Origin of the sequence: Aeromonas sanarellii (genome assembly GCF_000820085.1) — a bacterium.
Lineage (GTDB): Bacteria > Pseudomonadota > Gammaproteobacteria > Enterobacterales > Aeromonadaceae > Aeromonas > Aeromonas sanarellii.
Genome location: NZ_CDBN01000074.1, coordinates 65,769 through 88,383, shown reverse-complemented (window position 1 = coordinate 88,383; position 22,615 = coordinate 65,769). Strand labels below are relative to the sequence as shown.

At 57.6% G+C, this 22,615-nt stretch carries 36 protein-coding genes; 3 read left to right on the top strand and 33 right to left on the bottom strand.

What is annotated here, in order from left to right:
• Nucleotides 1-385 precede the first annotated feature (385 nt).
• The 28 genes from rplQ to rpsJ form a co-directional block, all read right to left on the bottom strand.
• Complete coding sequence (gene rplQ / locus BN1132_RS14525) at nucleotides 386-769, bottom strand: 50S ribosomal protein L17 (protein ID WP_005307999.1); 384 nt, start codon at nucleotides 767-769, stop codon at nucleotides 386-388.
• 43 nt (nucleotides 770-812) lie between these two features.
• A complete protein-coding gene (locus BN1132_RS14520) occupies nucleotides 813-1,802 on the bottom strand; it encodes a DNA-directed RNA polymerase subunit alpha (protein ID WP_042078434.1) in 990 nt (329 codons plus the stop codon).
• Nucleotides 1,803-1,827: 25 nt separating this feature from the next.
• Entirely contained in the window at nucleotides 1,828-2,448 is a 621-nt protein-coding gene (rpsD, locus tag BN1132_RS14515; RefSeq protein WP_010672568.1) for a 30S ribosomal protein S4, read from the bottom strand.
• A gap of 40 nt (nucleotides 2,449-2,488) precedes the next feature.
• The gene (rpsK, locus tag BN1132_RS14510; RefSeq protein ID WP_005319702.1) at nucleotides 2,489-2,878 is read right to left on the bottom strand and encodes a 30S ribosomal protein S11; all 390 of its coding nucleotides are present in this window, start codon (nucleotides 2,876-2,878) and stop codon (nucleotides 2,489-2,491) included.
• Nucleotides 2,879-2,892: 14 nt separating this feature from the next.
• On the bottom strand, nucleotides 2,893-3,249 hold the full coding sequence (rpsM, locus tag BN1132_RS14505; RefSeq protein ID WP_005307991.1) for a 30S ribosomal protein S13: 357 nt from the start codon (nucleotides 3,247-3,249) through the stop codon (nucleotides 2,893-2,895).
• Nucleotides 3,250-3,387: 138 nt separating this feature from the next.
• Entirely contained in the window at nucleotides 3,388-3,501 is a 114-nt protein-coding gene (gene rpmJ / locus BN1132_RS19715) for a 50S ribosomal protein L36 (RefSeq protein WP_005319705.1), read from the bottom strand.
• A 27-nt stretch (nucleotides 3,502-3,528) separates the two neighbouring features.
• Nucleotides 3,529-4,857, bottom strand: a complete 1,329-nt coding sequence (gene secY / locus BN1132_RS14500; RefSeq protein WP_005307989.1) for a preprotein translocase subunit SecY — start codon at nucleotides 4,855-4,857, stop codon at nucleotides 3,529-3,531.
• A gap of 8 nt (nucleotides 4,858-4,865) precedes the next feature.
• Nucleotides 4,866-5,303, bottom strand: a complete 438-nt coding sequence (gene rplO, locus BN1132_RS14495; RefSeq protein WP_005307987.1) for a 50S ribosomal protein L15 — start codon at nucleotides 5,301-5,303, stop codon at nucleotides 4,866-4,868.
• A gap of 2 nt (nucleotides 5,304-5,305) precedes the next feature.
• Nucleotides 5,306-5,485, bottom strand: a complete 180-nt coding sequence (gene rpmD / locus BN1132_RS19710; protein WP_005307985.1) for a 50S ribosomal protein L30 — start codon at nucleotides 5,483-5,485, stop codon at nucleotides 5,306-5,308.
• A gap of 6 nt (nucleotides 5,486-5,491) precedes the next feature.
• Entirely contained in the window at nucleotides 5,492-5,992 is a 501-nt protein-coding gene (gene rpsE, locus BN1132_RS14490; RefSeq protein WP_042078432.1) for a 30S ribosomal protein S5, read from the bottom strand.
• A 14-nt stretch (nucleotides 5,993-6,006) separates the two neighbouring features.
• Nucleotides 6,007-6,360: a 50S ribosomal protein L18 gene (gene rplR, locus BN1132_RS14485; RefSeq protein WP_010672566.1), complete on the bottom strand. Its 354-nt coding sequence runs from the start codon at nucleotides 6,358-6,360 to the stop codon at nucleotides 6,007-6,009.
• Nucleotides 6,361-6,369: 9 nt separating this feature from the next.
• Complete coding sequence (rplF, locus tag BN1132_RS14480; protein WP_010672565.1) at nucleotides 6,370-6,903, bottom strand: 50S ribosomal protein L6; 534 nt, start codon at nucleotides 6,901-6,903, stop codon at nucleotides 6,370-6,372.
• A gap of 13 nt (nucleotides 6,904-6,916) precedes the next feature.
• Nucleotides 6,917-7,309 carry a 30S ribosomal protein S8 gene (rpsH, locus tag BN1132_RS14475; RefSeq protein ID WP_010672564.1) on the bottom strand — a complete coding sequence of 131 codons (393 nt, stop codon included), beginning with the start codon at nucleotides 7,307-7,309 and terminating at the stop codon, nucleotides 6,917-6,919.
• A gap of 19 nt (nucleotides 7,310-7,328) precedes the next feature.
• The gene (rpsN, locus tag BN1132_RS14470; RefSeq protein ID WP_042078430.1) at nucleotides 7,329-7,634 is read right to left on the bottom strand and encodes a 30S ribosomal protein S14; all 306 of its coding nucleotides are present in this window, start codon (nucleotides 7,632-7,634) and stop codon (nucleotides 7,329-7,331) included.
• Nucleotides 7,635-7,644: 10 nt separating this feature from the next.
• Nucleotides 7,645-8,184: a 50S ribosomal protein L5 gene (gene rplE / locus BN1132_RS14465; protein ID WP_005307978.1), complete on the bottom strand. Its 540-nt coding sequence runs from the start codon at nucleotides 8,182-8,184 to the stop codon at nucleotides 7,645-7,647.
• 13 nt (nucleotides 8,185-8,197) lie between these two features.
• Nucleotides 8,198-8,515, bottom strand: a complete 318-nt coding sequence (rplX, locus tag BN1132_RS14460) for a 50S ribosomal protein L24 (protein WP_005307977.1) — start codon at nucleotides 8,513-8,515, stop codon at nucleotides 8,198-8,200.
• Between the two features lie 11 nt (nucleotides 8,516-8,526).
• Complete coding sequence (rplN, locus tag BN1132_RS14455) at nucleotides 8,527-8,895, bottom strand: 50S ribosomal protein L14 (protein ID WP_005307975.1); 369 nt, start codon at nucleotides 8,893-8,895, stop codon at nucleotides 8,527-8,529.
• Between the two features lie 148 nt (nucleotides 8,896-9,043).
• Complete coding sequence (rpsQ, locus tag BN1132_RS14450) at nucleotides 9,044-9,292, bottom strand: 30S ribosomal protein S17 (RefSeq protein ID WP_005307966.1); 249 nt, start codon at nucleotides 9,290-9,292, stop codon at nucleotides 9,044-9,046.
• Complete coding sequence (gene rpmC / locus BN1132_RS14445; protein ID WP_005307965.1) at nucleotides 9,292-9,483, bottom strand: 50S ribosomal protein L29; 192 nt, start codon at nucleotides 9,481-9,483, stop codon at nucleotides 9,292-9,294. The genes rpsQ and rpmC overlap by 1 nt, the downstream gene beginning before the upstream one ends.
• Entirely contained in the window at nucleotides 9,483-9,896 is a 414-nt protein-coding gene (gene rplP / locus BN1132_RS14440; protein ID WP_010672562.1) for a 50S ribosomal protein L16, read from the bottom strand. The genes rpmC and rplP overlap by 1 nt, the downstream gene beginning before the upstream one ends.
• Before the next feature lie 13 nt (nucleotides 9,897-9,909).
• Nucleotides 9,910-10,623 (bottom strand): 30S ribosomal protein S3, encoded by a 714-nt coding sequence (gene rpsC, locus BN1132_RS14435; protein WP_005331168.1) that lies wholly within the window; start codon nucleotides 10,621-10,623, stop codon nucleotides 9,910-9,912.
• Nucleotides 10,624-10,626: 3 nt separating this feature from the next.
• On the bottom strand, nucleotides 10,627-10,971 hold the full coding sequence (gene rplV, locus BN1132_RS14430) for a 50S ribosomal protein L22 (protein ID WP_010672561.1): 345 nt from the start codon (nucleotides 10,969-10,971) through the stop codon (nucleotides 10,627-10,629).
• 10 nt (nucleotides 10,972-10,981) lie between these two features.
• Complete coding sequence (gene rpsS / locus BN1132_RS14425; RefSeq protein WP_005307960.1) at nucleotides 10,982-11,260, bottom strand: 30S ribosomal protein S19; 279 nt, start codon at nucleotides 11,258-11,260, stop codon at nucleotides 10,982-10,984.
• A gap of 22 nt (nucleotides 11,261-11,282) precedes the next feature.
• Nucleotides 11,283-12,104: a 50S ribosomal protein L2 gene (rplB, locus tag BN1132_RS14420; RefSeq protein WP_041209710.1), complete on the bottom strand. Its 822-nt coding sequence runs from the start codon at nucleotides 12,102-12,104 to the stop codon at nucleotides 11,283-11,285.
• Nucleotides 12,105-12,119: 15 nt separating this feature from the next.
• A complete protein-coding gene (gene rplW / locus BN1132_RS14415) occupies nucleotides 12,120-12,422 on the bottom strand; it encodes a 50S ribosomal protein L23 (protein WP_005307955.1) in 303 nt (100 codons plus the stop codon).
• Complete coding sequence (rplD, locus tag BN1132_RS14410) at nucleotides 12,419-13,024, bottom strand: 50S ribosomal protein L4 (protein ID WP_005340616.1); 606 nt, start codon at nucleotides 13,022-13,024, stop codon at nucleotides 12,419-12,421. Before rplD ends, rplW begins: the two co-directional genes overlap by 4 nt.
• A gap of 17 nt (nucleotides 13,025-13,041) precedes the next feature.
• Entirely contained in the window at nucleotides 13,042-13,674 is a 633-nt protein-coding gene (gene rplC / locus BN1132_RS14405) for a 50S ribosomal protein L3 (RefSeq protein ID WP_005307947.1), read from the bottom strand.
• 22 nt (nucleotides 13,675-13,696) lie between these two features.
• Nucleotides 13,697-14,008, bottom strand: a complete 312-nt coding sequence (gene rpsJ, locus BN1132_RS14400; protein ID WP_005307944.1) for a 30S ribosomal protein S10 — start codon at nucleotides 14,006-14,008, stop codon at nucleotides 13,697-13,699.
• A gap of 354 nt (nucleotides 14,009-14,362) precedes the next feature.
• On the opposite strand from rpsJ, the gene BN1132_RS14395 reads away from it, so the two are divergent.
• Entirely contained in the window at nucleotides 14,363-15,277 is a 915-nt protein-coding gene (locus BN1132_RS14395) for a DMT family transporter (RefSeq protein WP_042078428.1), read from the top strand.
• Nucleotides 15,278-15,312: 35 nt separating this feature from the next.
• On the opposite strand, the gene envZ is transcribed toward BN1132_RS14395, so the two are convergent.
• Nucleotides 15,313-16,623, bottom strand: coding sequence for a two-component system sensor histidine kinase EnvZ (gene envZ, locus BN1132_RS14390; protein ID WP_042078426.1), 1,311 nt, complete (start codon nucleotides 16,621-16,623; stop codon nucleotides 15,313-15,315).
• Nucleotides 16,620-17,339: an osmolarity response regulator transcription factor OmpR gene (gene ompR, locus BN1132_RS14385; protein ID WP_042078425.1), complete on the bottom strand. Its 720-nt coding sequence runs from the start codon at nucleotides 17,337-17,339 to the stop codon at nucleotides 16,620-16,622. The genes envZ and ompR overlap by 4 nt, the downstream gene beginning before the upstream one ends.
• 214 nt (nucleotides 17,340-17,553) lie before the next feature.
• On the opposite strand from ompR, the gene greB reads away from it, so the two are divergent.
• Both greB and BN1132_RS14375 read left to right on the top strand, forming a co-directional pair.
• A complete protein-coding gene (gene greB, locus BN1132_RS14380) occupies nucleotides 17,554-18,027 on the top strand; it encodes a transcription elongation factor GreB (RefSeq protein ID WP_042078424.1) in 474 nt (157 codons plus the stop codon).
• A gap of 269 nt (nucleotides 18,028-18,296) precedes the next feature.
• Entirely contained in the window at nucleotides 18,297-20,603 is a 2,307-nt protein-coding gene (locus tag BN1132_RS14375) for a Tex family protein (protein ID WP_042078422.1), read from the top strand.
• 69 nt (nucleotides 20,604-20,672) lie between these two features.
• On the opposite strand, the gene BN1132_RS14370 is transcribed toward BN1132_RS14375, so the two are convergent.
• From BN1132_RS14370 to bioH, 3 genes are all read right to left on the bottom strand, one after another.
• Complete coding sequence (locus tag BN1132_RS14370) at nucleotides 20,673-21,434, bottom strand: putative metalloprotease CJM1_0395 family protein (RefSeq protein ID WP_042078421.1); 762 nt, start codon at nucleotides 21,432-21,434, stop codon at nucleotides 20,673-20,675.
• 95 nt (nucleotides 21,435-21,529) lie between these two features.
• Complete coding sequence (locus BN1132_RS14365; protein ID WP_042078420.1) at nucleotides 21,530-21,763, bottom strand: hypothetical protein; 234 nt, start codon at nucleotides 21,761-21,763, stop codon at nucleotides 21,530-21,532.
• Nucleotides 21,764-21,835: 72 nt separating this feature from the next.
• Nucleotides 21,836-22,600: a pimeloyl-ACP methyl ester esterase BioH gene (bioH, locus tag BN1132_RS14360; RefSeq protein ID WP_042078419.1), complete on the bottom strand. Its 765-nt coding sequence runs from the start codon at nucleotides 22,598-22,600 to the stop codon at nucleotides 21,836-21,838.
• Between the last annotated feature and the right edge of the window lie 15 nt (nucleotides 22,601-22,615).

The following is a 22,615-nucleotide window of genomic DNA, read 5'->3' as shown; positions in this document are numbered from 1 at the left end:
TGTTTGCGTTGCCGCTTGCCCTGTCGATGGAGGCGCATTATAGGGAGCGGATTTGTTCTGGCAACCCCTCCCCTGCAATAAAATTGCAAAAAAGCGCACTTTTTTAGTTATTCATCTCCAAGCACAGCTTTTATACAAACTTATCCACAGCAATATTGATTCTGTGCCTGATTCTCCCCTCTTTTTATGGCACCGGAGGTAAGTAATCAGAGGTATCTATATCACTTTCAATGAAACAGGCGACCAGTAAGTAACAGGCTACAGTGACATTCTGTCCTGGAAGAACAATCAAAGCAGTAGAGGTAGCAGAGGTAGCAGAGGTAACAGAGGTAGTATCAGAATCCGACAAAAGAAAAGCCGGGACAAGCCCGGCTTTATTCTATTATTACTCAGCAGCTGCTTCAGCAGCGGCCGGGCGGTCTACCAGCTCAATGTAAGCCATAGGGGCATTGTCGCCAGCACGGAAACCGCATTTCAGAATGCGAGTATAACCGCCGGCGCGCTCCAGGTAGCGCGGGCCCAGTTCATTGAACAGCTTAGCCACGATCGCGTTATCGCGAGTACGGGCAAATGCCAGGCGACGATTAGCAACGCTATCAGTCTTGGCAAGGGTGATCAGCGGTTCAACTACACGACGCAGCTCTTTTGCCTTAGGCAGAGTCGTCTTGATGATCTCATGACGAACCAGGGAGCTGGCCATGTTGCGGAACATAGCCTGACGATGGCTGCTGTTCCGGTTCAGTTGACGACCACTCAAACGATGGCGCATGACCTTATCCTTCTAACTAAATCTGTGAAACCCGTAATCTGGATTACTCGTCAGCGATGCTGGCGGGCGGCCAGTTCTCAAGGCGCATGCCAAGAGACAGACCACGGGAGGCCAACACGTCCTTGATCTCAGTCAGGGACTTCTTACCGAGGTTCGGAGTTTTGAGCAACTCGACTTCGGTACGCTGTACCAGATCACCAATATAGTGGATAGCTTCTGCCTTCAGACAGTTCGCGGAACGAACTGTCAGCTCCAAATCATCGACAGGACGCAGCAGAATCGGATCAAACTCGGGTTTCTCTTCTTTCTTCTCGGGCACGCTGACATCGCGCAGATCCACGAAGGCTTCCAGCTGTTCAGCCAAGATAGTGGCAGAACGGCGGATAGCTTCTTCCGGATCCAGAGTACCATTGGTCTCCATGTCGATAACCAGCTTGTCCAAGTCGGTGCGCTGTTCCACACGTGCCGCCTCAACGTTGTAGGCGATGCGAACGATGGGGCTGAACGCGGAGTCCAGCAGCAGGCGGCCGATAGGACGCTCTTCATCATCGTTGTGAACACGAGCAGAAGCAGGCACATAACCACGACCGCGCTGAACTTTCAGACGCATGCTGATCTCAGCATTGGCCCCTGTCAGGTGGCAGATTACGTGCTCCGGGTTTACGATCTCGACTTCATCACCGTGAGTGATATCACCAGCGGTAACGGGGCCTGTTCCAGACTTGTTCAGGGACAGAGTTACCTCGTCCTTGCCTTCCAGCTTCACAGCGATACCTTTCAGGTTGAGCAGGATTTCAAGAATGTCTTCCTGCACACCTTCTTTGCTGCTGTACTCGTGCAGTACTCCGTCGATCTCGACTTCAGTAACTGCACAACCGGGCATAGATGACAGCAAAATACGACGCAAGGCGTTGCCCAGCGTGTGACCAAAGCCACGCTCAAGCGGCTCGAGAGTCACTTTCGCGTGAGTCGGGCTAACTTGCTCGATGTCAACTAGCCGCGGTTTAAGAAAATCTGTTACAGAACCCAGCATTGTGTCCTCTCTTTAGAAGCTAGCTTTACTTGGAGTAAAGCTCGACGATCAGCTGTTCGTTAATGTCGGCAGACAGGTCGGAACGCTCCGGCAGGCGCTTGAAGGCACCTTCCATCTTAGCAGCGTCAACCTCTACCCAAGTCGGCTTCTCGCGCTGACCAGCAACTTCCAGGGAAGCTTTGATACGCGCTTGCTTCTTAGCCTTCTCGCGAACGCAGATCACGTCCTCAGGGGATACCTGGAAAGAAGGAACATTCACAACGCGGCCGTTTACCATGATGGCTTTGTGGCTCACCAGCTGACGAGATTCAGCACGAGTGGCGCCAAAGCCCATACGGTAGACGACGTTGTCCAGACGACCTTCCAGCAGCTGCAACAGGTTTTCACCGGTGTTACCCTTTTGACGGGCAGCGTCGCGGTAGTAGTTGCGGAACTGTTTTTCCAGCACGCCGTAGATACGACGTACTTTTTGTTTCTCGCGCAGTTGTACACCGTAGTCGGACAGACGCGCTTTACGCGCACCGTGCTGACCAGGAACGGTGTCAATCTTGCACTTAGAATCAATCGCACGAACACCAGACTTCAGGAAGAGGTCGGTGCCCTCACGACGGCTAAGCTTAAGCTTAGGACCGATATATCTTGCCATCTTCTTTCTCCAACAATCCTAGACCAAGTAGCTACCAGCGTTACACGCGGCGCTTCTTGGGAGGACGACAACCGTTGTGCGGGATCGGAGTCACATCAGTAATGTTAGTGATGCGGAAACCAGCCGCGTTCAGAGCGCGGATGGAAGACTCACGACCGGGACCCGGACCTTTGACCATGACTTCCAGGTTCTTCACGCCATATTCTTTGGCGATCTCACCAGCGCGCTCAGCAGCTACCTGGGCAGCAAACGGAGTGGACTTACGGGAACCACGGAAACCGGAACCACCAGAGGTAGCCCAAGACAGAGCATTGCCCTGACGGTCAGTAATGGTCACGATTGTGTTGTTGAAAGATGCATGAACGTGCGCAATACCGTCGCTCACTTGCTTTTTAACGCGCTTGCGAGCACGAGTCGGAGTTTTAGCCATTTTCTACCTTCCCGTTACTTCTTGATAGCCTTGCGCGGACCCTTACGGGTACGAGCGTTGGTCTTGGTACGTTGACCACGAACAGGCAGGCTACGACGGTGACGCAAACCACGGTAGCAACCCAGATCCATCAATCGCTTGATGTTCATGGAAATCTGACGACGCAGGTCACCTTCAACGGTGAATTTACCTACTTGTTCACGCAGACTCTCGATCTGAGCTTCGTCCAGGTCTTTAATTTTCACATTCTCAGCGATACCGGCTGCGGCACAGATGGCCTTGGAGCGGGTACGACCGACGCCATAAATCGCAGTCAACGCAATGACTGCATGCTTATGGTCAGGAATGTTAATGCCAGCGATACGGGCCACTATTCACTCCTACATATAGTAGATAACGACCACCACAAAGCCCGTGAGCGGATACGTGGCGGTCAACCAATACACAACAAAAGTTGGCTGGCTATGATAGCCAGCACAACTATTTGTTGCAAGTACTAACCGTAAAAATTAGCCTTGGCGCTGTTTATGCTTTGGCTCGCTGCAAATCACACGCACCACACCGTGACGCTTGATGATTTTGCAGTTACGGCAGATTGCCTTAACGGAAGCACGAACTTTCATTGCTTAACTCCGTAACTACGCCGACCTTTAGCGGCCGTAGCCCTTCAGGTTGGCCTTCCTCAGGACGTCGCCATATTGATGAGACATCATATGGGTCTGAACCTGAGCCATGAAGTCCATGATAACTACCACGATAATCAGCAGCGAGGTGCCACCGAAGTAGAACTGTACGTTCCAGGCAGTCATCAGGAACTGGGGTACCAGACAGATAAAGGTAATATAGAGCGCACCTGCCAATGTCAGGCGAGTCATAACCTTATCGATGTAACGTGCTGTCTGCTCGCCCGGGCGGATCCCCGGGATAAAGGCTCCACTCTTCTTCAGGTTGTCTGCCGTCTCGCGGGGGTTGAACACCAGCGCGGTATAGAAGAAGCAGAAGAAGATAATGGCTGCTGCATACAGCATCTCATACAGGGGCTGACCCGGCTGCAGGACCATAGAGACCTGCTGCAGGATATCGGCAACCTTGCCCTCCCCCTGACCAAACCAAGAGGTAATGGTCCCCGGGAAGAGGATGATGCTGGATGCGAAAATCGCAGGAATCACACCGGCCATATTCACTTTCAACGGCAGGTGTGTGCTTTGCGCGGCGAATACCTGGCGGCCTTGTTGACGCTTGGCATAGTTCACGACGATACGACGCTGACCACGCTCCACGAACACCACAAAGTAAGTCACTGCGAAAACAATCAAGCCCAGCAACAACAACAGCAGGATGTGCAATTCCCCTTGACGTGCCTGTTCGGCCGTAGCGCCAATGGCATGAGGCAGACCGGCAACGATACCTGTGAAGATAATCAACGAGATACCATTACCAATCCCACGCTCGGTAATCTGTTCACCCAACCACATCAAGAACATGGTACCGGTGACCAGACTCACAACGGCTGTGAAATAGAAGCCCAAACCCGGATGAGTCACGAGTCCTTGCATCATATTCGGCAAGCCGGTTGCAATACCAATGGCCTGGAACGTTCCCAAAACCAGCGTGCCCCAACGGGTATATTGGCTAATCTTGCGACGGCCGGATTCACCCTCTTTCTTGAGTTCAGCAAGAGCGGGATGAACCACAGTCAGCAGCTGGATAATGATCGACGCCGAAATGTACGGCATGATCCCCAGCGCAAGAATAGAAGCACGCGAGAGTGCACCACCACTGAACATGTTGAACATCTCAATGATGGTGCCCTTCTGTTGTTGGAACAACTCGGCCAGTACGGCGGCGTCAATACCAGGGATCGGCACATAAGAGCCTGCGCGGAACACGATAATTGCTCCGAGAACGAAGAGCAGACGGCTCTTCAGTTCACTCAGACCACCTTGTGCTTTAACATCCAATCCTGGTTTCTTAGCCATTGTACTGATTATTCCTCGATTTTACCGCCAGCGGCCTCGATGGCTGCACGTGCACCCTTGGTGACGGACAGACCACGAACGGTCACAGCACGGTCAATGTTGCCAGACAGAACAACTTTAGCGAACACGATGTTTTTGGTAATCACACCGGCTTGCTTCAGAGTGCTCACGTCGACCACATCACCTTCTACCAGGGCGATTTCATTCAGGCGCACTTCGGCAGAAACCAAAGATTTGCGAGAGAAGAAACCGAACTTCGGCAGACGGATTTTCAAAGGCATCTGGCCGCCTTCGAAACCGTTGCGGACTTTGCCGCCACCGGAACGAGAGGTTTGACCTTTCACACCACGACCACCGGTCTTGCCCAGACCAGAACCGATACCACGGCCCGGACGGTGCTTAACACGTTTGGAGCCAGCGGCCGGAGACAGAGTATTCAGACGCATGCTTAGCCCTCCACCTTAACCATGTAATAAACCTGGTTGATCATGCCGCGTACGCAGGGAGTATCTTCCAGCTCAACGGTGTGACCAATGCGACGCAGACCCAGACCACGCAGAGTCGCCTTGTGCTTTGGCAGACGGCCGATAGAGCTGCGAGTTTGAGTTACTTTTACAGTGTTAGCCATGTCGCATTACCCCAGAATTTCTTCAACGCGCAGACCACGCTTGGCAGCGATCTGTTCCGGTGATTGACCGTGAACCAGAGCGTCGACAGTTGCGCGAACAACGTTGATCGGGTTGGTGGAACCGTAGGTCTTGGCCAGCACGTTGTGGATACCGGCAACTTCCAGCACGGCACGCATAGCGCCGCCTGCGATGATACCTGTACCTTGGGAGGCCGGCTTCATGAACACGGTGGAACCAGAGTGAACACCACGCACCGGGTGGTGCAGAGTGCCGTTGTTCAGTTCAACCTTGCTCAGGTTACGCTTAGCCTGTTCCATCGCCTTTTGAATGGCGGCCGGAACTTCACGGGCCTTACCGTAACCGTAACCTACACGGCCGTTACCATCACCCACCACGGTCAACGCGGTGAAGGACATGATACGACCACCTTTAACAGTTTTCGAAACACGGTTTACTGCAATGAGCTTTTCTTGCAGTTCGCCGGCTTGAGATTCGACTTTAGCCATCTTCGACTCCTAGCTTAGAACTGAAGACCAGCGTCACGAGCAGCGGCAGCCAGAGCGGCTACACGACCGTGATACTTGAAACCGGAACGATCGAAAGATACGTTCTGAACGCCTTTGGCAATGGCACGCTCAGCGATTGCTTTACCTACAGCGGTAGCAGCGTCTGCGTTACCGGTGTATTTCAGAGCTTCACTGATGGCCTTCTCTACTGTGGAAGCAGAGGCCAGAACTTCGGAACCGTTGGCTGCAATAACCTGCGCATAGATATGACGCGGGGTACGGTGAACAACCAGACGGGTAGCTCCCAGTTCCTGCATCTTTTTCCGAGCACGAGTAGCACGACGGAGACGAGCTGCTTTCTTGTCCATAGTGTTACCTTACTTCTTCTTAGCTTCTTTAGTACGCACTTGCTCGTTGGCATAGCGTACACCCTTGCCCTTGTAGGGCTCCGGAGCGCGGTAAGCACGGATATCGGCGGCGACTTGGCCAACCAGCTGCTTGTCCACACCACGCAGAACGATTTCGGTGGCGGACGGACATTCAGCGGTGACACCAGCCGGCAGCGCATGCTCTACCGGGTGAGAGAAGCCCAGTGCCAGCGCAACAGCATTGCCCTTGATGGAGGCTTTGTAACCTACACCAACCAGCTGCAGCTTGCGCTCGAAGCCTTGGGTAACACCGACTACCATGTTGTTGACCAATGCACGGGCAGTACCGGCCTGAGCGTCAGCACCAGCGATGCCGTCGCGCGGGGCGAACTTCAGTACATTGTCTTCTTTGGTCACTTCTACACCGGCGTGGATGGAACGAACCAGGGAACCTTTACCACCTTTGATGGACAGTTCCTGACCGTTCAGAGTCACCTCTACGCCAGCAGGAATAGTGACGGGTGCCTTAGCAACGCGAGACATTTCCGACCTCCTATTAAGCGACGTAGCAGATGATCTCACCACCCATGCTTGCCTTGCGGGCAGCACGGTCGGTCATCACACCTTTAGACGTGGACACGATAGCAACACCGAGACCGCCCATGACTTTCGGCAGATCAGTAGTGCGCTTGTAAATACGCAGGCCGGGACGGCTCACGCGTTGGATCAGTTCTACAACCGGCTTGCCCTGGAAATACTTCAGTTCGATTTCCAGTTCCGGCTTCACGTCACCAGCTACGTTGTAGCCAGCGATGTAACCTTCTTCTTTCAGCACTTTGGCGATAGCCACTTTCAGCTTGGAAGAAGGCATGGAAACCGCAACTTTGCTCGCCGCCTGACCGTTACGGATGCGGGTCAGCATATCCGCGATCGGATCTTGCATGCTCATAGTCTAACTCCCGAGATTCTTACCAAGAGGCCTTTTTGAGGCCCGGAATTTCGCCCTTCATGGCATGCTCACGCACCTTGATGCGGGACAGGCCAAACTTGCGCAGGAAACCGTGCGGACGACCAGTAATATTGCAACGGTTACGCTGGCGGGACGGACTGGAATCACGGGGCAGCTGTTGCAGTTGCAAGACAGCGTCCCAACGCGCTTCTTCAGAAGCGTTCATATCAACGATGATAGCTTTCAGCTCGGTACGCTTGGTGGCGTACTTGGCTGCCAGCTTCGCACGCTTAGCTTCGCGCGCTTTCATGGATGTTTTAGCCATAACCCTAACCTTACTTGCGGAATGGGAAGTTAAAGGCAGCCAGCAGAGCACGGCCTTCTTCGTCGGTATTCGCGGAAGTGGTGATGGTGATATCCAGACCACGGACGCGATCGACCTTGTCATAGTCGATTTCCGGGAAGATGATTTGCTCACGCACGCCCATGGAGTAGTTACCACGGCCATCGAACGCCTTGGCGTTCAGACCACGGAAGTCACGGATACGCGGTACGGAGATGCAAATCAGCCGTTCCAGGAACTCCCACATACGCTCGCCACGCAGGGTTACTTTACAACCTATCGGGTAGCCTTCACGAATCTTGAAGCCCGCAACAGATTTGCGTGCTTTGGTGATCAGCGGTTTCTGACCGGAAATGGCAGCCATGTCGGCAGCGGCATTTTCCAGCAACTTCTTGTCAGAGATCGCTTCACCAACACCCATGTTCAGGGTGATTTTCTCGATCCGAGGGACTTGCATGATAGTCTTGTAACCGAACTGCTTGGTCAGTTCATTTACTACATCGGATTTGTAGTAATCATGCAGTTTCGCCATCGTTAAACTCCAATTACTTCACAAGTTCGCCGGTGGATTTGAAGAAACGGACTTTCTTGCCGTCTTCAATCCGGAAACCAACGCGGTCAGCCTTGCCAGTGGCAGAGTTGAACAGCGCTACGTTAGATACATCGATGGGGGCTTCTTTGGTGACGATACCGCCAGCCTGACCCAGTGCGGGTACCGGCTTCTGGTGTTTCTTCACCTGGTTGATGCCTTCCACGATTACCTTACCTTTGGCAATCAGAACTTGAGTGACTTTGCCACGCTTGCCCTTGTCTTTGCCGGTAAGAACAATTACTTCGTCTTCGCGACGGATTTTAGCTGCCATCGTTCGACTCCTTACAGTACTTCGGGTGCCAGGGACACAATCTTCATGAACTTCTCGTTACGGAGTTCACGGGTCACCGGGCCAAAAATACGAGTACCGATTGGCTGTTGGTTGTTGTTAAGCAACACAGCCGCATTGTTGTCGAAACGGATGACAGAGCCGTCCGGACGACGAACGCCTTTACGGGTGCGTACGACCACCGCGTTATACACATCACCTTTCTTCACTTTACCGCGAGGAATGGCTTCCTTGATGGAAACCTTGATGATGTCGCCGATGCCGGCGTAACGGCGGTGCGAACCACCCAGAACCTTAATACACATTACACTGCGAGCGCCGGAGTTGTCGGCAACACCCAGCATACTTTGCATCTGGATCATCTTAGTGCTCCGCTTTGTTTACTTCTTATCCCTGATGGGATCTGGCTGCCTTCAAAAGGCGCGAAACTATAACACAGCTGTTTTTGAAAAGGTAGCCTAAAAAACAAACGGCCCCGATGGGGGGCCGTTTGGGCTAGAAAGTACCGAATTAGGCCTTTTCTACGACAGCAACCAGGGTCCAGGACTTGGTCTTGGACAGCGGGCGGCATTCGCGGATTTCCACGAGGTCGCCAGCCTTGCACTCGTTGTTCTCGTCATGCACGTGCAGCTTGGTAGTACGCTTGATGATCTTACCGTAGATCGGGTGCTTTACCTTGCGCTCGATGGCGACGGTGATGGACTTGTCCATCTTGTCGCTGATTACACGACCTTGCAGAGTACGGATCTTGTCAGTCATTACGCACCTGCCTTCTCAGTCAGTACAGTCTTGATACGTGCGACGTCACGACGCACTTGTTTCAGAGTGTGAGTCTGAGCCAGTTGGCCGGTGGAAGCTTGCATGCGCATGTTGAATTGCTCACGCAGCAGACCCAGCAGCTCCTGGTTCAGTTCTTCGACGCTCTTTTGACGCAGATCTTGGGCTTTCATCACATCACCGTCTTAATTACGAAAGTGGTCTGAACGGACAGCTTAGCTGCGGCCAGGGCAAACGCTTCACGCGCCAGAGCCTCAGGTACACCATCCATCTCGTACAGAACCTTGCCAGGCTGGATCGGGCAAACCCAGTATTCCACGTTACCCTTACCTTTACCCATACGAACTTCGAGGGGCTTTTCGGTGATGGGCTTGTCCGGGAACACACGGATCCAGATCTTGCCTTGACGCTTAACGTGACGGGTCATGGCACGACGGGCTGCTTCGATTTGACGAGCAGTCAGCTGACCACGAGATGTCGCCTTCAGGCCAAAGGTACCGAAGGATACTTCGTTACCGGCATTGGCCAGACCGCGGTTACGACCCTTGTGGGTCTTGCGGAATTTAGTACGCTTAGGTTGCAACATTTACCGAATCTCCTTACTTAGCAGCGCGGCGCTTGTTGTCACGCTTGGGCTTTGCAGGAGCTTGCTCTTGAGCTGCGGCAGCATTGACTGCAGCCAGACCGCCCAGAACTTCGCCCTTGAAGATCCAAACTTTGACGCCGATCACACCGTAAGTGGTGTGGGCTTCAGAAGTTGCGTAGTCGATGTCGGCACGCAGGGTGTGCAGGGGCACACGACCTTCACGGTACCATTCGGTACGCGCGATTTCAGCGCCGCCCAGACGACCGGATACTTCTACCTTGATGCCCTTGGCACCCAGACGCATGGCGTTCTGTACGGCGCGCTTCATGGCGCGACGGAACATTACGCGACGTTCCAGCTGAGAAGTGATGCTGTCGGCAACCAGTTTGCCATCCAGCTCCGGCTTGCGGACTTCGGAAATGTTGATCTGAGCAGGCACGCCAGCAATTGCGGCTACGGCTTTGCGCAGTTTCTCAACGTCTTCGCCTTTCTTGCCGATCACGACACCCGGACGAGCGGTGTGAATGGTCACACGGATGCTCTTGGCCGGACGCTCGATGGTGATCTTGGACAAGGAAGCGTTTTTCAGCTCCTTGGTCAGGAACTGGCGTACTTGGAAATCGCTGTACAGGTTGTCAGCGAAGTCTTTGGTGTTCGCGAACCAGGTAGAATTCCAAGGCTTGGTAATACCCAGGCGAATGCCATTAGGATGTACTTTCTGACCCATTGCTTATCTCCCAGCCTTAGCGTCGGATACCACTACAGTGATGTGAGCGGTACGCTTGAGGATACGATCCGCGCGACCTTTGGCACGCGGGCGGATGCGCTTCATGGAGGGACCTTCGTCTACCATGATGGTGGCAACACGCAGGGTGTCGATATCGGCACCTTCGTTGTGCTCAGCGTTGGCAATGGCAGATTCCAGCACTTTCTTCACCAGAACAGCAGCCTTTTTCGGGCTGAAGGTCAGGATGTTCAGAGCCTTGTCTACGGACAGACCACGTACTTGATCGGCTACCAGACGAGCTTTCTGGGCAGAAGTACGGGCATAACGGTGTTTAGCGATAGCTTCCATCATTTATCCCTTAGCGCTTCTTAGCCTTCTTATCAGCAGCATGGCCGCGATAAGTACGAGTCGGTGCGAATTCACCCAGTTTGTGACCGATCATTTCTTCGGTAACGAAAACCGGAACGTGCTGACGACCATTATGGACAGCGATGGTCAAACCGATCATGTTCGGGATGATCATTGAACGACGGGACCAGGTCTTAACCGGCTTTTTATCCCCGCTTTCCACCGCTTTCTCTACCTTCTTCAGCAAGTGCAGGTCGATAAATGGACCCTTCTTGAGAGAACGTGGCATGGTGATTCCTCTATGTTAACAATTACTTGTTACGACGACGTACGATGTACTTGTCGGTACGCTTGTTCTTACGGGTCTTGAAGCCCTTAGCCTTCTGGCCCCATGGGGACACAGGCTGCATGCCCTTGTTACGACCCTCACCACCACCGTGCGGGTGATCAACCGGGTTCATCGCCATACCGCGAACGGTCGGACGAATACCACGCCAGCGGTTTGCACCGGCTTTACCCAGTTGACGCAGCATGTGCTCGGAGTTACCCACTTCACCGATGGTAGCGCGGCACTCGGCCAGAACTTTACGTACTTCGCCGGAACGCAGACGCAGAGTTACATAGTTACCTTCACGAGCCAGGATCTGGATGAAAGTACCAGCGGAACGAGCCAGCTGGGCACCTTTACCAGGCTTCATCTCGACGGCGTGAACGGTAGAACCGACCGGGATGTTGCGCATCGGCAGGGTGTTACCCACCTTGATGGCAGCATCAGCACCAGAGGCGATTGCATCACCAGCTTTCAGGCCTTTCGGAGCCAGGATGTAACGACGCTCACCGTCTGCATACAGCACCAGGGCGATGTTTGCGGTACGGTTAGGATCGTATTCCAGACGCTCAACTTTGGCCGGAATGCCGTCTTTGTCGCGCTTGAAGTCGATCAGACGGTAGTGTTGCTTGTGACCACCGCCGATGTGGCGAGTGGTGATACGACCGTTGTTGTTACGACCACCGGTCTTGTCTTTCTTGTCCAGCAGGGCTGCGAAGGGCTTACCCTTGTACAGCTCTTGGTTGACGATCTTGACGACGTGGCGGCGGCCCGGAGAAGTAGGCTTGCACTTAACGATTGCCATTTTTCAGAACTCCTCTTACTCGGCTGCGCCCATGAAGTCGATGTCCTGACCAGCTTTCAGGGTCACATAAGCCTTTTTCCAATCGGAACGACGGCCTACGCGTGCACCTGCGCGCTTGGTCTTACCCTTCATGTTCAGGGTACGGACGGTCTCAACTTCGACCTCGAACAGTTTCGCAACTGCAGCTTTGACTTCCGCCTTGGTGGCATCAACAGCAACTTTGAACACGATAGTGTTCTGCTTTTCTGCGACCATGGTGCTCTTTTCAGAGATGTGCGGAGCCTTCAGAACTTTCAGCAGACGCTCTTCACGGATCATGCCAGCATCTCCTCGATTTGCTTAACTGCGTCAGCAGTCATCAGAACCTTGTCGAAAGCGATCAGGCTGACCGGGTCGATACCGGCAACGTCACGCACGTCGACCTTGTACAGGTTACGAGCAGCCAGGAACAGGTTCTCATCGACTTCAGCAGTCACGATCAGAACGTCAGTCAGTTCCATTTCTTTCAGCTTGGCGATCAGTTCTTTGGTCTTCGGCGCTTCGATGCCGAACTTCTCAACAACGATCAGGCGCTCTTGACGTACCAGCTCGGACAGGATGCTACGGATAGCGCCGCGGTACATCTTCTTGTTTACTTTCTGGCTGTGATCTTGCGGCTTAGCAGCAAAGGTCACACCACCGGAACGCCAGATGGGCGAACGGATGGAGCCAGCACGGGCACGACCAGTACCCTTCTGACGCCACGGCTTTTTGCCGCCACCAGACACTTCAGAGCGAGTCAGCTGCGCACGAGTACCCTGACGGGCACCAGCGGCATATGCAACGACAACCTGGTGAACCAGAGCTTCGTTGAATTCGCGCCCGAAGGTAGTCTCGGAAACTTCAAGAGCGCTCTTGGCGTCTTTCATTACCAATTCCATTACTATCTCCTCAGACGTTACGCTTTGACGGCAGGTTTGACGATCACGTTGCCGTTGGTTGCACCCGGTACTGCGCCTTTGATGAGCAGCAGGTTGCGTTCAGCGTCAACACGAACCAGTTCCAGGTTCTGAGTCGTTACACGCTCAGCACCCATGTGACCAGCCATCTTCTTGCCCTTGAATACACGGCCCGGGGTCTGGTTTTGACCGATGGAGCCAGGTACACGGTGGGACAGGGAGTTACCGTGGGTCATATCCTGGGTGCGGAAGTTCCAGCGCTTAACAGTACCGGCAAAACCTTTACCCTTGGATGTGCCGGTAACGTCTACCAGCTTAACGTCAGCGAGAAGATCTACTTTCAGCTCGCTACCAACAGTGAAAGTTTCACCGTTGTTCAGGCGGAATTCCCACAGACCGCGACCGGCTTCTACACCAGCTTTGGCGAAGTGGCCAGCTTCCGGCTTGGTTACGCGGCTGGCTTTCTTGGAGCCAGTGGTAACCTGAATAGCGTTGTAGCCGTCGGTTTCTACAGATTTGACCTGAGTTACACGGTTAGCTTCAACTTCGATAACAGTCACCGGGATAGAAACGCCATCTTCAGTGAAGATGCGAGTCATACCCACTTTGCGACCTACAAGACCGATTGTCATTGTTATCAACCTCTTTCCGTAATTAACCCAGGCTGATCTGGACGTCTACACCAGCTGCCAGATCCAGACGCATCAGAGCGTCAACGGTCTTGTCAGTCGGTTCAACGATGTCTACCAGACGCTTGTGAGTGCGGATCTCGTACTGATCACGCGCGTCCTTGTTGACGTGCGGGGAGATCAGAACGGTGAAACGCTCTTTGCGAGTCGGCAGCGGGATAGGACCGCGAACCTGCGCGCCAGTGCGCTTTGCAGTTTCAACGATTTCCGCAGTGGATTGATCGATCAGGCGATGATCAAAAGCCTTCAGGCGGATACGGATTCTTTGGTTCTGCATTGACAGAGCTCCAATAGATAAAAGAACATAAATCAACACCGCCCGACCGAGATTACTCCCGCCAGAGGTGCGATTTTTCACGTTTCCTCCCATATCGGGAGGACTGTATGGCTGGCGACACGTAAACGGGAAGCTCAGCAAGCAGACATATCGTCTGGCTGCCTCATGGGCAAGCGGAGGGGATTATACGGATTTTTTCAATTCACGCAAGAGAAGGCGGACAGATTGTGCGCAATTTTGTGTGGCGGATGGATCTCGTGGCGCATCCTCGCTCACCCCTCGAAAACCGGTAACGACAATGTTGCAAACGGGCTGATAGACTGCGTCCTCGCCTCTGTCTGCGGAATCATCCCTATGCTCAAGAATCAGAAAAAAGCCTACCAGTACGGGCTCTGCGCCGTCGCCCTCTGGTCGACGGTCGCCAGCGCCTTCAAGATCTCCCTTGCCTACTTCGAGCCGGTTCAACTGCTGCTGGTCGCGGCCTGTACCTCCACCCTGACGCTGGGGGTGATCGTTGCCTACCAGGGCAAACTGCCGCTAATGCTCGGCTACATCAAGGGCCGCCCCCTCTACTATCTGGCGCAGGGGGTCTTGAATCCCTTCCTCTATTACCTGCTGCTGTTCAAGGCCTATGACCTGCTGCCGGCCCAGCAGGCCCAGACCCTCAACTACACCTGGGCCATCACCCTCAGTCTGCTGGCCGTCCCCTTCCTCGGTCAGACGCTACGCCGCCGCGACTGTGTCGCCATCGTGCTCGGTTACTTCGGGGCCCTGGTGATCGCCACCAGGGGGGATGTGTTCGGCCTGCAGTTCGACAGCCCGATCGGGGTGACGCTGGCCCTGGTCTCGACGCTTATCTGGGCCGGCTACTGGATCCTCAACACCCGCAATCAGGGGGATCCCGTCGTCAGCCTGCTGCTCGGCTTCCTTATCAGCCTGCCCTTCATCGTCGCCGCGACCTGGCTGCTCTCCGACTTCGCCATGACCGCCTGGCAGGGATGGGCCGGCGCCATCTATGTGGGGCTGTTCGAGATGGGTTTCGGCTTCGTGCTCTGGCTGATGGCGCTGCGCCATGCCACCAACACTGCGCCCATCAGCAACCTAATCTTCATCTCGCCGTTTGCCTCCCTGGTGTTGCTCAACCTGTTGATCGGCGAAACCATCCACCCGGCCACCCCCATCGGGCTGGCGCTTATCGTCGCAGCCCTGCTGATCCAGCAGCTGAAATATGGCAGGCGCTACCGTAAGACAAACGAGCCGCAAGCCTGACATGCAAAGGGCGTATCCATGGATACGCCCTTCGCTCAGTCCATCCACTCCAGCGGCTGATTCTTGGGTAGCCGGATCTCCACCAGCAGGCCCCCCAGCTCGGATCGTCCCAGCCTGATGGTGCCGTGATGCTGGGAGACTATCTTGGCGACGATGGCCAGCCCCAGGCCGCTGCCCCCGCCGGTGCGGGCCACATTGCCCTGGGTAAAGGGCTTGAGCACCCGGGAGTAGTCCTCTTCTGCTATCCCCGGGCCGTTGTCAGAGAGTCGCAGCCGTACCCAGTGACCGTCATCCCTGAGCTCGGCCTGCAGCCGGGTCGCACCATAGCGCAGCGCATTGCCCGACAGGTTGTTGAGGATGCGGCGCATGCTGATGGGGTGACAGACGACCCGCACCGCCGCCTCAGGTAACAGCACCTCCACCTCCAACCCCTGATCGGTCTGCATCAGGAGCGCATCGTGGATCAGCCGGGTCAGGTCGACGGGATGGGCATCCAGCCCCTCGCTCGGCCGGATGTAGTCGATGAACTGATCGATGATGCCGTTCGACTCGTCGATGTCCGCATTGATGCTCTCCTTGAGATACTCATCCTCGGAAGACATCATCTCGGTGGCCAGGCGGATGCGGGTCAGGGGCGTGCGCAGATCGTGGGACACCCCCGCCATCATCAGATTTCGCTCCTCGATCAGCCCCTTGATGGAGCTGGACATGTGATTGAAGGTGCGGGTCAGGCGGCGCACCTCACGAGAGCCCTGCTCGTCCAGCGCATCGGGGAAGTGGCCTCGGGCCACCGCCACGGCCCCCGCCTCGAGATCCTCCAGCGGTCGCACCAGCTGGCGGGCGAAGCGCCAGGCCGCGAACAGGGTCACCACCAGCAGCACGCTCATGTAGAGGATGAGCGGCTCTATGTCGTCATCCTCGATCTCGGTCAGCGGAATACGCACCCACATCTGGCTGGCCTGGGGCGGCTGGATCCAGATGATGTAGTGATCCTGGATCTCGACCCGCACCCTGGTCTTGCCCCCCAGCTCGCGGCTGATGCTCTCCTCCAGATAGGGATAGGGTTTGGAGTCGTTCAGCCCGTGCTGCTCCGCCTCTGTCTGGGTGTAGATGTCGCTGCCGGTCGCCACATAGACCAGCGCCTCGGCATCTTCGCTCAGGGCCAGCTGACTGTTGTCCACCGGGAAGATGAGCTTGACCTGGTTGGCCAGCAGGTGACTGATCTGCTTGACGGTGGGCGCCAGCAGGTAGTTGTAGAAGGTGGCGTAGGAGACAAACTGATAGACCACCAGCACGGCGGCCAGAAACCAGAGCATGCGGGAAAACATGCTGCCCACCTTCTTCATGCGTTCTCACCGTCCGGCACGAACACATAGCCCAGACCCCAGACGGTCTGCAGGTAACGGGGCTGGGCCGGGTCCTGCTCCAGCAGGCGGCGAAGGCGGGAGACCTGCACGTCTATGCTGCGCTCGGTGGCGGTGTACTCGCGCCCCCTCGCCAGATTCATCAGCTTGTCGCGGGAGAGCGGCTCGCGGGGATGGCTCACCAGCACCTTGAGCACCGCAAATTCGCCGCTGGTCAGCGAGACCGGCTCGCCGTCCCGGCTCAGCTCCCGGGTCGCCAGGTTGAGCTGATAGCTGCCAAAGCTCACCATCTTCTCGGCCGCGGAGGGCGCCCCGGGCAGCTCGACGGTGTGGCGGCGCAGCACGGCGCGGATCCGGGCCAGCAGCTCCCGCGGATTGAACGGCTTGGGCAGGTAGTCGTCGGCCCCCATCTCCAGCCCGACGATGCGATCCACCTCGTCCCCCTTGGCAGTGAGCATCAGCACCGGGATCTGGTTGCCCGCCTCGCGCAGGCGGCGGCAGATGGAGAGACCGTCTTCCCCGGGCAGCATCAGGTCCAGCACCATCAGGCTGAAGTTTTCACGGGTCAGCAGGCGACCGGCCTGCTCCCCGTTGGCGACGCCCCGCACCACGAACCCCTGTTCGGTGAGGTAGCGCTCCAGCAGGGAGCGTAATTTCAGGTCGTCGTCGACCACCAGGACCTTGTATTGCTGACTCATTGCCGCCTCTCCTCTCTGTCTTCGCTCATACTAGGGCGCGTCCCTGCAACCACAAAGCATAAATATGTTACCGGTTATTACCCTGTATCCGGGCTGGACGGGCTCTCTACGCTTCTGCCAGCCCTGCTCCGGCCGCGCTTTTTGCTCGACAGGGCGGCGGCAATGGCTAAGATCCCGGGCAAACAGATGCAATGCGCCAGGGAGTGATAACCCCATGAAAACCAAACTCATTACCCGTGAAGGCTACAACCGGCTCAGGCAGGAGCACGACATGCTCTGGCGGGAGGAGAGGCCAGACGTCACCAAGAAGGTGGCCTGGGCGGCCAGCCTCGGCGATCGCAGCGAGAATGCCGACTACCAGTACAACAAGAAGCGCCTGCGGGAGATCGACCGCCGGGTTCGCTACCTGCGCAAGTGCCTGGAAGAGCTGACCATAGTCGACTACTCCCCCTCCCAGGAGGGCAGGGTGTTCTTCGGCGCCTGGGTCGAGGTCGAGAACGACGAAGGCGAGGCCAAGCGCTTTCGCATCGTCGGCTACGACGAGATCTTCGGTCGCAAGGACTACATCTCCATCGACTCCCCCATGGCCCGCGCCCTGCTCAAGAAGGAGGTGGGCGACGAGGCCATGGTGCGTACGCCAGTGGGTGACGCCTGCTGGTACGTCAATGAGATCAGCTATCCCAAATAAGCCAGCGCCGGCCCAGACTGCGAAATCGGCTGACGAGGCTAGGAGAGACCCAACATGCCCGCCCACCGGGTATGACACACGTCGTTTTTGCCGGAGTGGCATCCCGCTGCCCGACCCCATATAGTGCTCACACCCGGCGCCTTGCAGCGCCAACCGGCCCGCGCGGCAGCGGCCTGGCTGGTACCTTGAGTACCGCTAGGACAGACCCCCTGTACGGCGACATCGCCCCGCGCTGGCCAGTTAGACAGGACCCGACCAAGAGACCCTCGATGCAAAGCCACGTAATAGAACATCAGATTGCCGGTGAGCTGAATGCCCGCCCGGAACAGGTGCAGGCCGCCGTTCGCCTGCTGGACGAAGGCGCCACCGTTCCCTTCATCGCCCGTTACCGCAAAGAGGTGACCGGCGGTCTGGACGACAGCCAGCTGCGCACCCTGGAAAGCCGCCTCGGCTACCTGCGCGAACTGGCGGATCGCCGCCAGGTGATCCTCCGCTCCATCGAGGAGCAGGGCAAGCTGACCCCCGAGCTGGCCCGCGAGCTGAACGAGGCCGACAGCAAGACCCGGCTCGAAGATCTCTACCTCCCCTACAAGCCCAAGCGCCGCACCAAGGGGCAGATGGCCATCGAGGCGGGGCTGGAACCGCTGGCCGACCTGCTGCTGGGCGACCCCATGAAAGATCCCGAGCAGGAGGCGGTTCGCTTCCTCAATGCCGAGCAGGGGATCACCGACGGCAAGGCCGCCCTCGACGGCGCCCGCTACATCCTGATGGAGCGCTTCGCCGAGCAGGCGGATCTGCTGGAGAAGCTGCGAGACTACCTGTGGCAGAACGCCACCCTGCGTGCCCGCGTGGTGGCAGGCAAGGAGCAGGAAGGGGCCAAGTTCAAGGATTACTTCGAGCACGACGAACCCCTGCACAAGGCCCCCTCCCACCGGGTGCTGGCCATGCTGCGCGGCCGCAACGAGGGGATCCTCAACCTGGCGCTGGTTGCCGGCGACGATGAGAGCGCCAGCCCCTGCGAAGGGATCATCGCCCATCACCTCAGGCTCAACCTGCAACACCGCCCGGCCGACAAGTGGCTGCAGGGGGTGGTGAGCTGGACCTGGAAGATCAAGCTATCGCTCCAGATGGAGACCGAGCTCATCGGCCGCATCCGCGAGTCGGCAGAAGAGGAGGCGATCAAGGTATTCGCCATGAACCTCAAGGATCTGCTGATGGCGGCGCCGGCCGGCATGCGCTGCACCATGGGGCTGGATCCGGGCATCCGCACCGGGGTCAAGGTGGCGGTGGTGGATGCCACCGGCAAGCTGGTCGATACCGCGACCATCTATCCGTTCGAACCCAAGCGCCAGGTGGACCAGAGCCTCAAAACCCTGAGCGATCTGTGCCAGAAGCACAGGGTCGAACTCATCAGCATCGGCAACGGCACCGCTTCCCGGGAGACCGACCGCCTGGTGAGCGACCTGTTCGAGCGCTACCCGGCCGCCAAGGCCCAGAAGATAGTGGTGAGCGAGGCCGGGGCCTCGGTCTACTCCGCCTCCGAGCTCGCCTCCCAGGAGTTCCCGGATCTCGACGTTTCCCTGCGCGGCGCCGTCTCCATCGCCCGTCGCCTGCAGGATCCCCTGGCCGAGCTGGTCAAGATAGACCCCAAGAGCATCGGCGTCGGCCAGTACCAGCACGACGTCGGCCAGAGCCAGCTGGCCCGCCGGCTCGATGCGGTGGTCGAGGATTGCGTGAACGCGGTGGGTGTGGATGTGAATACCGCCTCGGTCGCCCTGCTGAACCGGGTATCAGGCCTCTCCCAGACCCTGGCCCAGAACATCGTCGCCTACCGGGACGAGCACGGCGCCTTCAAGAGCCGCCAGCAGTTGCTGAAAGTCAGCCGCCTCGGACCCAAGGCGTTCGAGCAGTGTGCCGGCTTCCTGCGCATTCGTGGCGGCAGCAACCCGCTGGACGGCTCGGCGGTGCACCCGGAGTCCTACCCCGTGGTGGAGCGGATCCTGACCAAACTGGAGCAGACCGTCGACAGCCTGCTCGGCAACAGCAGCCTGCTGCGCACCCTCAAGCCTTCCGACTACACGGACGAGCAGTTCGGGGTGCCCACCGTCACCGACATCATCGGCGAGCTGGACAAGCCGGGCCGCGACCCGCGCCCCGAGTTCAAGACCGCCACCTTCAAGGAAGGGGTGGAGAAAATCAGCGACCTGGTGCCCGAGATGGTGCTGGAGGGGGTAGTCACCAACGTCACCAACTTCGGCGCCTTCGTCGACATCGGCGTTCATCAGGACGGCCTGGTGCATATCTCCTCCCTGACCGACCGCTTCGTCAAGGATCCCCGCGAGGTGGTCAAGGCCGGCGACATCGTCCGGGTCAAGGTGCTGGAAGTCGACGCACCGCGCAAACGCATCAGCCTGACCATGCGTCTGGACGAGAAGGCCGGCCAGCCGGCGCGCAAACCGGCCGAGCCGCGCCACACTGGCAATGCCAAGCCGAAACCGGCACCACGCCAGAGCCCCCCGACCGAGGGCGCCATGGGCAATGCCTTCGCCGCCGCCCTCTCCAGGCTGAAGAAATAGGCCCCTGAAAATGCAAAAAGCCCCGAAAGGGGCTTTTTCATCTCTGCACCACCCTCAGCGACGACCTGTTCAGACGTCCTGACTCAGGCTGTGGGGAGGCGCCGGCCTCACCGCTTGCTGATAGTGCCTGGCAATCACCTGGTTGCGATTGTCCATGTAGGCACCGAGCGGCCCCATGGCTTCCTGCCTGAGCACCATCAGCTCCTGGCGGGCCCTGGCCTCCTTGGCGGAAGCGGCGCGGGCCACGCTCAGATCCTGTGACGACGGCTCATCCGGCGCCAGCGCGGCGGCACGCACCTGCTGCATCTTGGCGATGGTCGCTGCCGGATCCCCGGGGATAGTGCCGATGTCGATGGCGACCTCTCCCCCGGTGGCATAGCGCTTGCCATCCGGCCCACGGGAAAACTGGTAGCTGGGGCTGCCCGCATGCTCACCGCCGACCGCCTGGTGTGCCTGCTCGTGCTTGCGCACCTCGAGATCCCGCTCGACCAGCGCAGCCACCTGACGCTGCTGCTTCTGCTGCTCCTGCTGTTCGCCATTCTGGCGTTGTCGACGCTCCCCCTCCTCCCCCGTTGCCTCGACAAAACGGTGCGCCACCGGCGCGGGATCGGCCTGGCCACTCTCTTTCGTCGACGGGGATGGGGTAGCGGGATTGGCCTGGGCGGCTCGGGTTCTCTCTTTCTGGGAGCCGACGCCGGATTCGGCACCGAAGGCCTCGCTCTGGCGGCTGGGAGGCACCAGCTCCGCGCGGCGGTTGTCAGTCTGTGCCGATTCCGTCTGCGGCTGCAGCTGGTTGGGAATGAGCGACGGCAGGCTGACGTTGATATTCATCTCACACCCGGATACCGATCATGCTGCCCGTCCATACCGACTGCGATTGCAGTTGACTGGCGACAAGGGGTGGCAGCCCGACTTGGATGCTCATGTCACACCCGGATATCGATCAGGGTGCCCAGCATGTCGCTGGCGGTCTGGATCACCTTGGCGGAGGCGCCGGCATGCAGCTCGGCCACCTTGAGGTTCACCAGCTCCTCGGGCAGCTCCACCCGCTCACCGGCGGGGGTATTGAGACGGGCAATCTGGCTGGAAGCCTGGCCGGCCAACTGCTCCGCCCGCTGGAATCCCTGCACGCCCGCCGTCATGGCTGATTCGATACGCATTGGCACACTCCTCTATGGGGTTGGCCAATTATCCACCAACCCGGGGCATTATTGAAGCCAGTCGCTCAAATCTCAGCCAATGAACTGTCGCAGCAGGGTGATGAAATGCTCGGGGTGAGAAATGAAGGGGGCATGGGAGGCCTTGTCCAGTACCCGGCTCCGGCTTCCGGGATAGCGCTCGTCCAGCAGCGGAATGGCCGCCTTGGGCACCAGGGTATCCAGCCTGCCATAGAGGCGCAGCCAGGGCAGATCCAGGCCGATCAGTTGATCCCGCAGATCGACCTCGGCCAACAGGCCGAGACCCGCCTCCAGGGCGGCAAGCCGGGGGGCTGGCCGCTCCGCCAGCCAGTGGCGCAGCTGGCGAATGTCGTTCCTGGCGTGTTCGCTGCCCATGGCCTGGATCGCGAGGAAGCGCTCTATGGTCTGCATGAAGTCGCCCGCCAGCATCTGGTTGAACCCCGCCAGCACCTTGGGAGCTATGCCCGGCCATTCATCCCGGGCCAGGAAGCAGGGGGAGCTGGCTACCGTGATGAGGGAGTGGAGGCGCTCAGGCATGGTCAGCGCCAACTGGCTCGCCACCAGACCACCGAGGGACCAGCCGAGCAGATGGCATTTTTCAGGCAATATGGCCGCCACCTGCTCTACCAGCCAGGGCAGGGTGTAGTCTATCCCTTCTTGCAGGGGGCTGTTGCCAAAGCCGGGCAGGTCCACCAGATGCAGGCGGTAGTGGGTAGCCAGTTCTTGGGCGATACCGTGCCAGACGGCCCCGTTCATGCCCCAACCATGCAACAACACCAGGTCCGGGCCCTGGCCAAACCGCTCAACCGATACGCTCATCTAGACTCAAGATCC

What these genes read in the sequence shown, in the direction of transcription:
- rplQ (WP_005307999.1), bottom strand. Translation starts at nt 769, where the DNA reads ATGCGCCATCGTTTGAGTGGTCGTCAACTGAACCGGAACAGCAGCCAT.
- BN1132_RS14520 (WP_042078434.1), bottom strand. Translation starts at nt 1,802, where the DNA reads ATGCTGGGTTCTGTAACAGATTTTCTTAAACCGCGGCTAGTTGACATC.
- rpsD (WP_010672568.1), bottom strand. Translation starts at nt 2,448, where the DNA reads ATGGCAAGATATATCGGTCCTAAGCTTAAGCTTAGCCGTCGTGAGGGC.
- rpsK (WP_005319702.1), bottom strand. Translation starts at nt 2,878, where the DNA reads ATGGCTAAAACTCCGACTCGTGCTCGCAAGCGCGTTAAAAAGCAAGTG.
- rpmJ (WP_005319705.1), bottom strand. Translation starts at nt 3,501, where the DNA reads ATGAAAGTTCGTGCTTCCGTTAAGGCAATCTGCCGTAACTGCAAAATC.
- secY (WP_005307989.1), bottom strand. Translation starts at nt 4,857, where the DNA reads ATGGCTAAGAAACCAGGATTGGATGTTAAAGCACAAGGTGGTCTGAGT.
- rplO (WP_005307987.1), bottom strand. Translation starts at nt 5,303, where the DNA reads ATGCGTCTGAATACTCTGTCTCCGGCCGCTGGCTCCAAACGTGTTAAG.
- rpmD (WP_005307985.1), bottom strand. Translation starts at nt 5,485, where the DNA reads ATGGCTAACACTGTAAAAGTAACTCAAACTCGCAGCTCTATCGGCCGT.
- rpsE (WP_042078432.1), bottom strand. Translation starts at nt 5,992, where the DNA reads ATGGCTAAAGTCGAATCTCAAGCCGGCGAACTGCAAGAAAAGCTCATT.
- rplR (WP_010672566.1), bottom strand. Translation starts at nt 6,360, where the DNA reads ATGGACAAGAAAGCAGCTCGTCTCCGTCGTGCTACTCGTGCTCGGAAA.
- rplF (WP_010672565.1), bottom strand. Translation starts at nt 6,903, where the DNA reads ATGTCTCGCGTTGCTAAGGCACCCGTCACTATTCCTGCTGGCGTAGAG.
- rpsH (WP_010672564.1), bottom strand. Translation starts at nt 7,309, where the DNA reads ATGAGCATGCAAGATCCGATCGCGGATATGCTGACCCGCATCCGTAAC.
- rpsN (WP_042078430.1), bottom strand. Translation starts at nt 7,634, where the DNA reads ATGGCTAAAACATCCATGAAAGCGCGCGAAGCTAAGCGTGCGAAGCTG.
- rplE (WP_005307978.1), bottom strand. Translation starts at nt 8,184, where the DNA reads ATGGCGAAACTGCATGATTACTACAAATCCGATGTAGTAAATGAACTG.
- rplX (WP_005307977.1), bottom strand. Translation starts at nt 8,515, where the DNA reads ATGGCAGCTAAAATCCGTCGCGAAGACGAAGTAATTGTTCTTACCGGC.
- rplN (WP_005307975.1), bottom strand. Translation starts at nt 8,895, where the DNA reads ATGATCCAGATGCAAAGTATGCTGGGTGTTGCCGACAACTCCGGCGCT.
- rpsQ (WP_005307966.1), bottom strand. Translation starts at nt 9,292, where the DNA reads ATGACTGACAAGATCCGTACTCTGCAAGGTCGTGTAATCAGCGACAAG.
- rpmC (WP_005307965.1), bottom strand. Translation starts at nt 9,483, where the DNA reads ATGAAAGCCCAAGATCTGCGTCAAAAGAGCGTCGAAGAACTGAACCAG.
- rplP (WP_010672562.1), bottom strand. Translation starts at nt 9,896, where the DNA reads ATGTTGCAACCTAAGCGTACTAAATTCCGCAAGACCCACAAGGGTCGT.
- rpsC (WP_005331168.1), bottom strand. Translation starts at nt 10,623, where the DNA reads ATGGGTCAGAAAGTACATCCTAATGGCATTCGCCTGGGTATTACCAAG.
- rplV (WP_010672561.1), bottom strand. Translation starts at nt 10,971, where the DNA reads ATGGAAGCTATCGCTAAACACCGTTATGCCCGTACTTCTGCCCAGAAA.
- rpsS (WP_005307960.1), bottom strand. Translation starts at nt 11,260, where the DNA reads ATGCCACGTTCTCTCAAGAAGGGTCCATTTATCGACCTGCACTTGCTG.
- rplB (WP_041209710.1), bottom strand. Translation starts at nt 12,104, where the DNA reads ATGGCAATCGTTAAGTGCAAGCCTACTTCTCCGGGCCGCCGCCACGTC.
- rplW (WP_005307955.1), bottom strand. Translation starts at nt 12,422, where the DNA reads ATGATCCGTGAAGAGCGTCTGCTGAAAGTTCTGAAGGCTCCGCACATC.
- rplD (WP_005340616.1), bottom strand. Translation starts at nt 13,024, where the DNA reads ATGGAATTGGTAATGAAAGACGCCAAGAGCGCTCTTGAAGTTTCCGAG.
- rplC (WP_005307947.1), bottom strand. Translation starts at nt 13,674, where the DNA reads ATGACAATCGGTCTTGTAGGTCGCAAAGTGGGTATGACTCGCATCTTC.
- rpsJ (WP_005307944.1), bottom strand. Translation starts at nt 14,008, where the DNA reads ATGCAGAACCAAAGAATCCGTATCCGCCTGAAGGCTTTTGATCATCGC.
- BN1132_RS14395 (WP_042078428.1), top strand. Translation starts at nt 14,363, where the DNA reads ATGCTCAAGAATCAGAAAAAAGCCTACCAGTACGGGCTCTGCGCCGTC.
- envZ (WP_042078426.1), bottom strand. Translation starts at nt 16,623, where the DNA reads ATGAAGAAGGTGGGCAGCATGTTTTCCCGCATGCTCTGGTTTCTGGCC.
- ompR (WP_042078425.1), bottom strand. Translation starts at nt 17,339, where the DNA reads ATGAGTCAGCAATACAAGGTCCTGGTGGTCGACGACGACCTGAAATTA.
- greB (WP_042078424.1), top strand. Translation starts at nt 17,554, where the DNA reads ATGAAAACCAAACTCATTACCCGTGAAGGCTACAACCGGCTCAGGCAG.
- BN1132_RS14375 (WP_042078422.1), top strand. Translation starts at nt 18,297, where the DNA reads ATGCAAAGCCACGTAATAGAACATCAGATTGCCGGTGAGCTGAATGCC.
- BN1132_RS14370 (WP_042078421.1), bottom strand. Translation starts at nt 21,434, where the DNA reads ATGAATATCAACGTCAGCCTGCCGTCGCTCATTCCCAACCAGCTGCAG.
- BN1132_RS14365 (WP_042078420.1), bottom strand. Translation starts at nt 21,763, where the DNA reads ATGCGTATCGAATCAGCCATGACGGCGGGCGTGCAGGGATTCCAGCGG.
- bioH (WP_042078419.1), bottom strand. Translation starts at nt 22,600, where the DNA reads ATGAGCGTATCGGTTGAGCGGTTTGGCCAGGGCCCGGACCTGGTGTTG.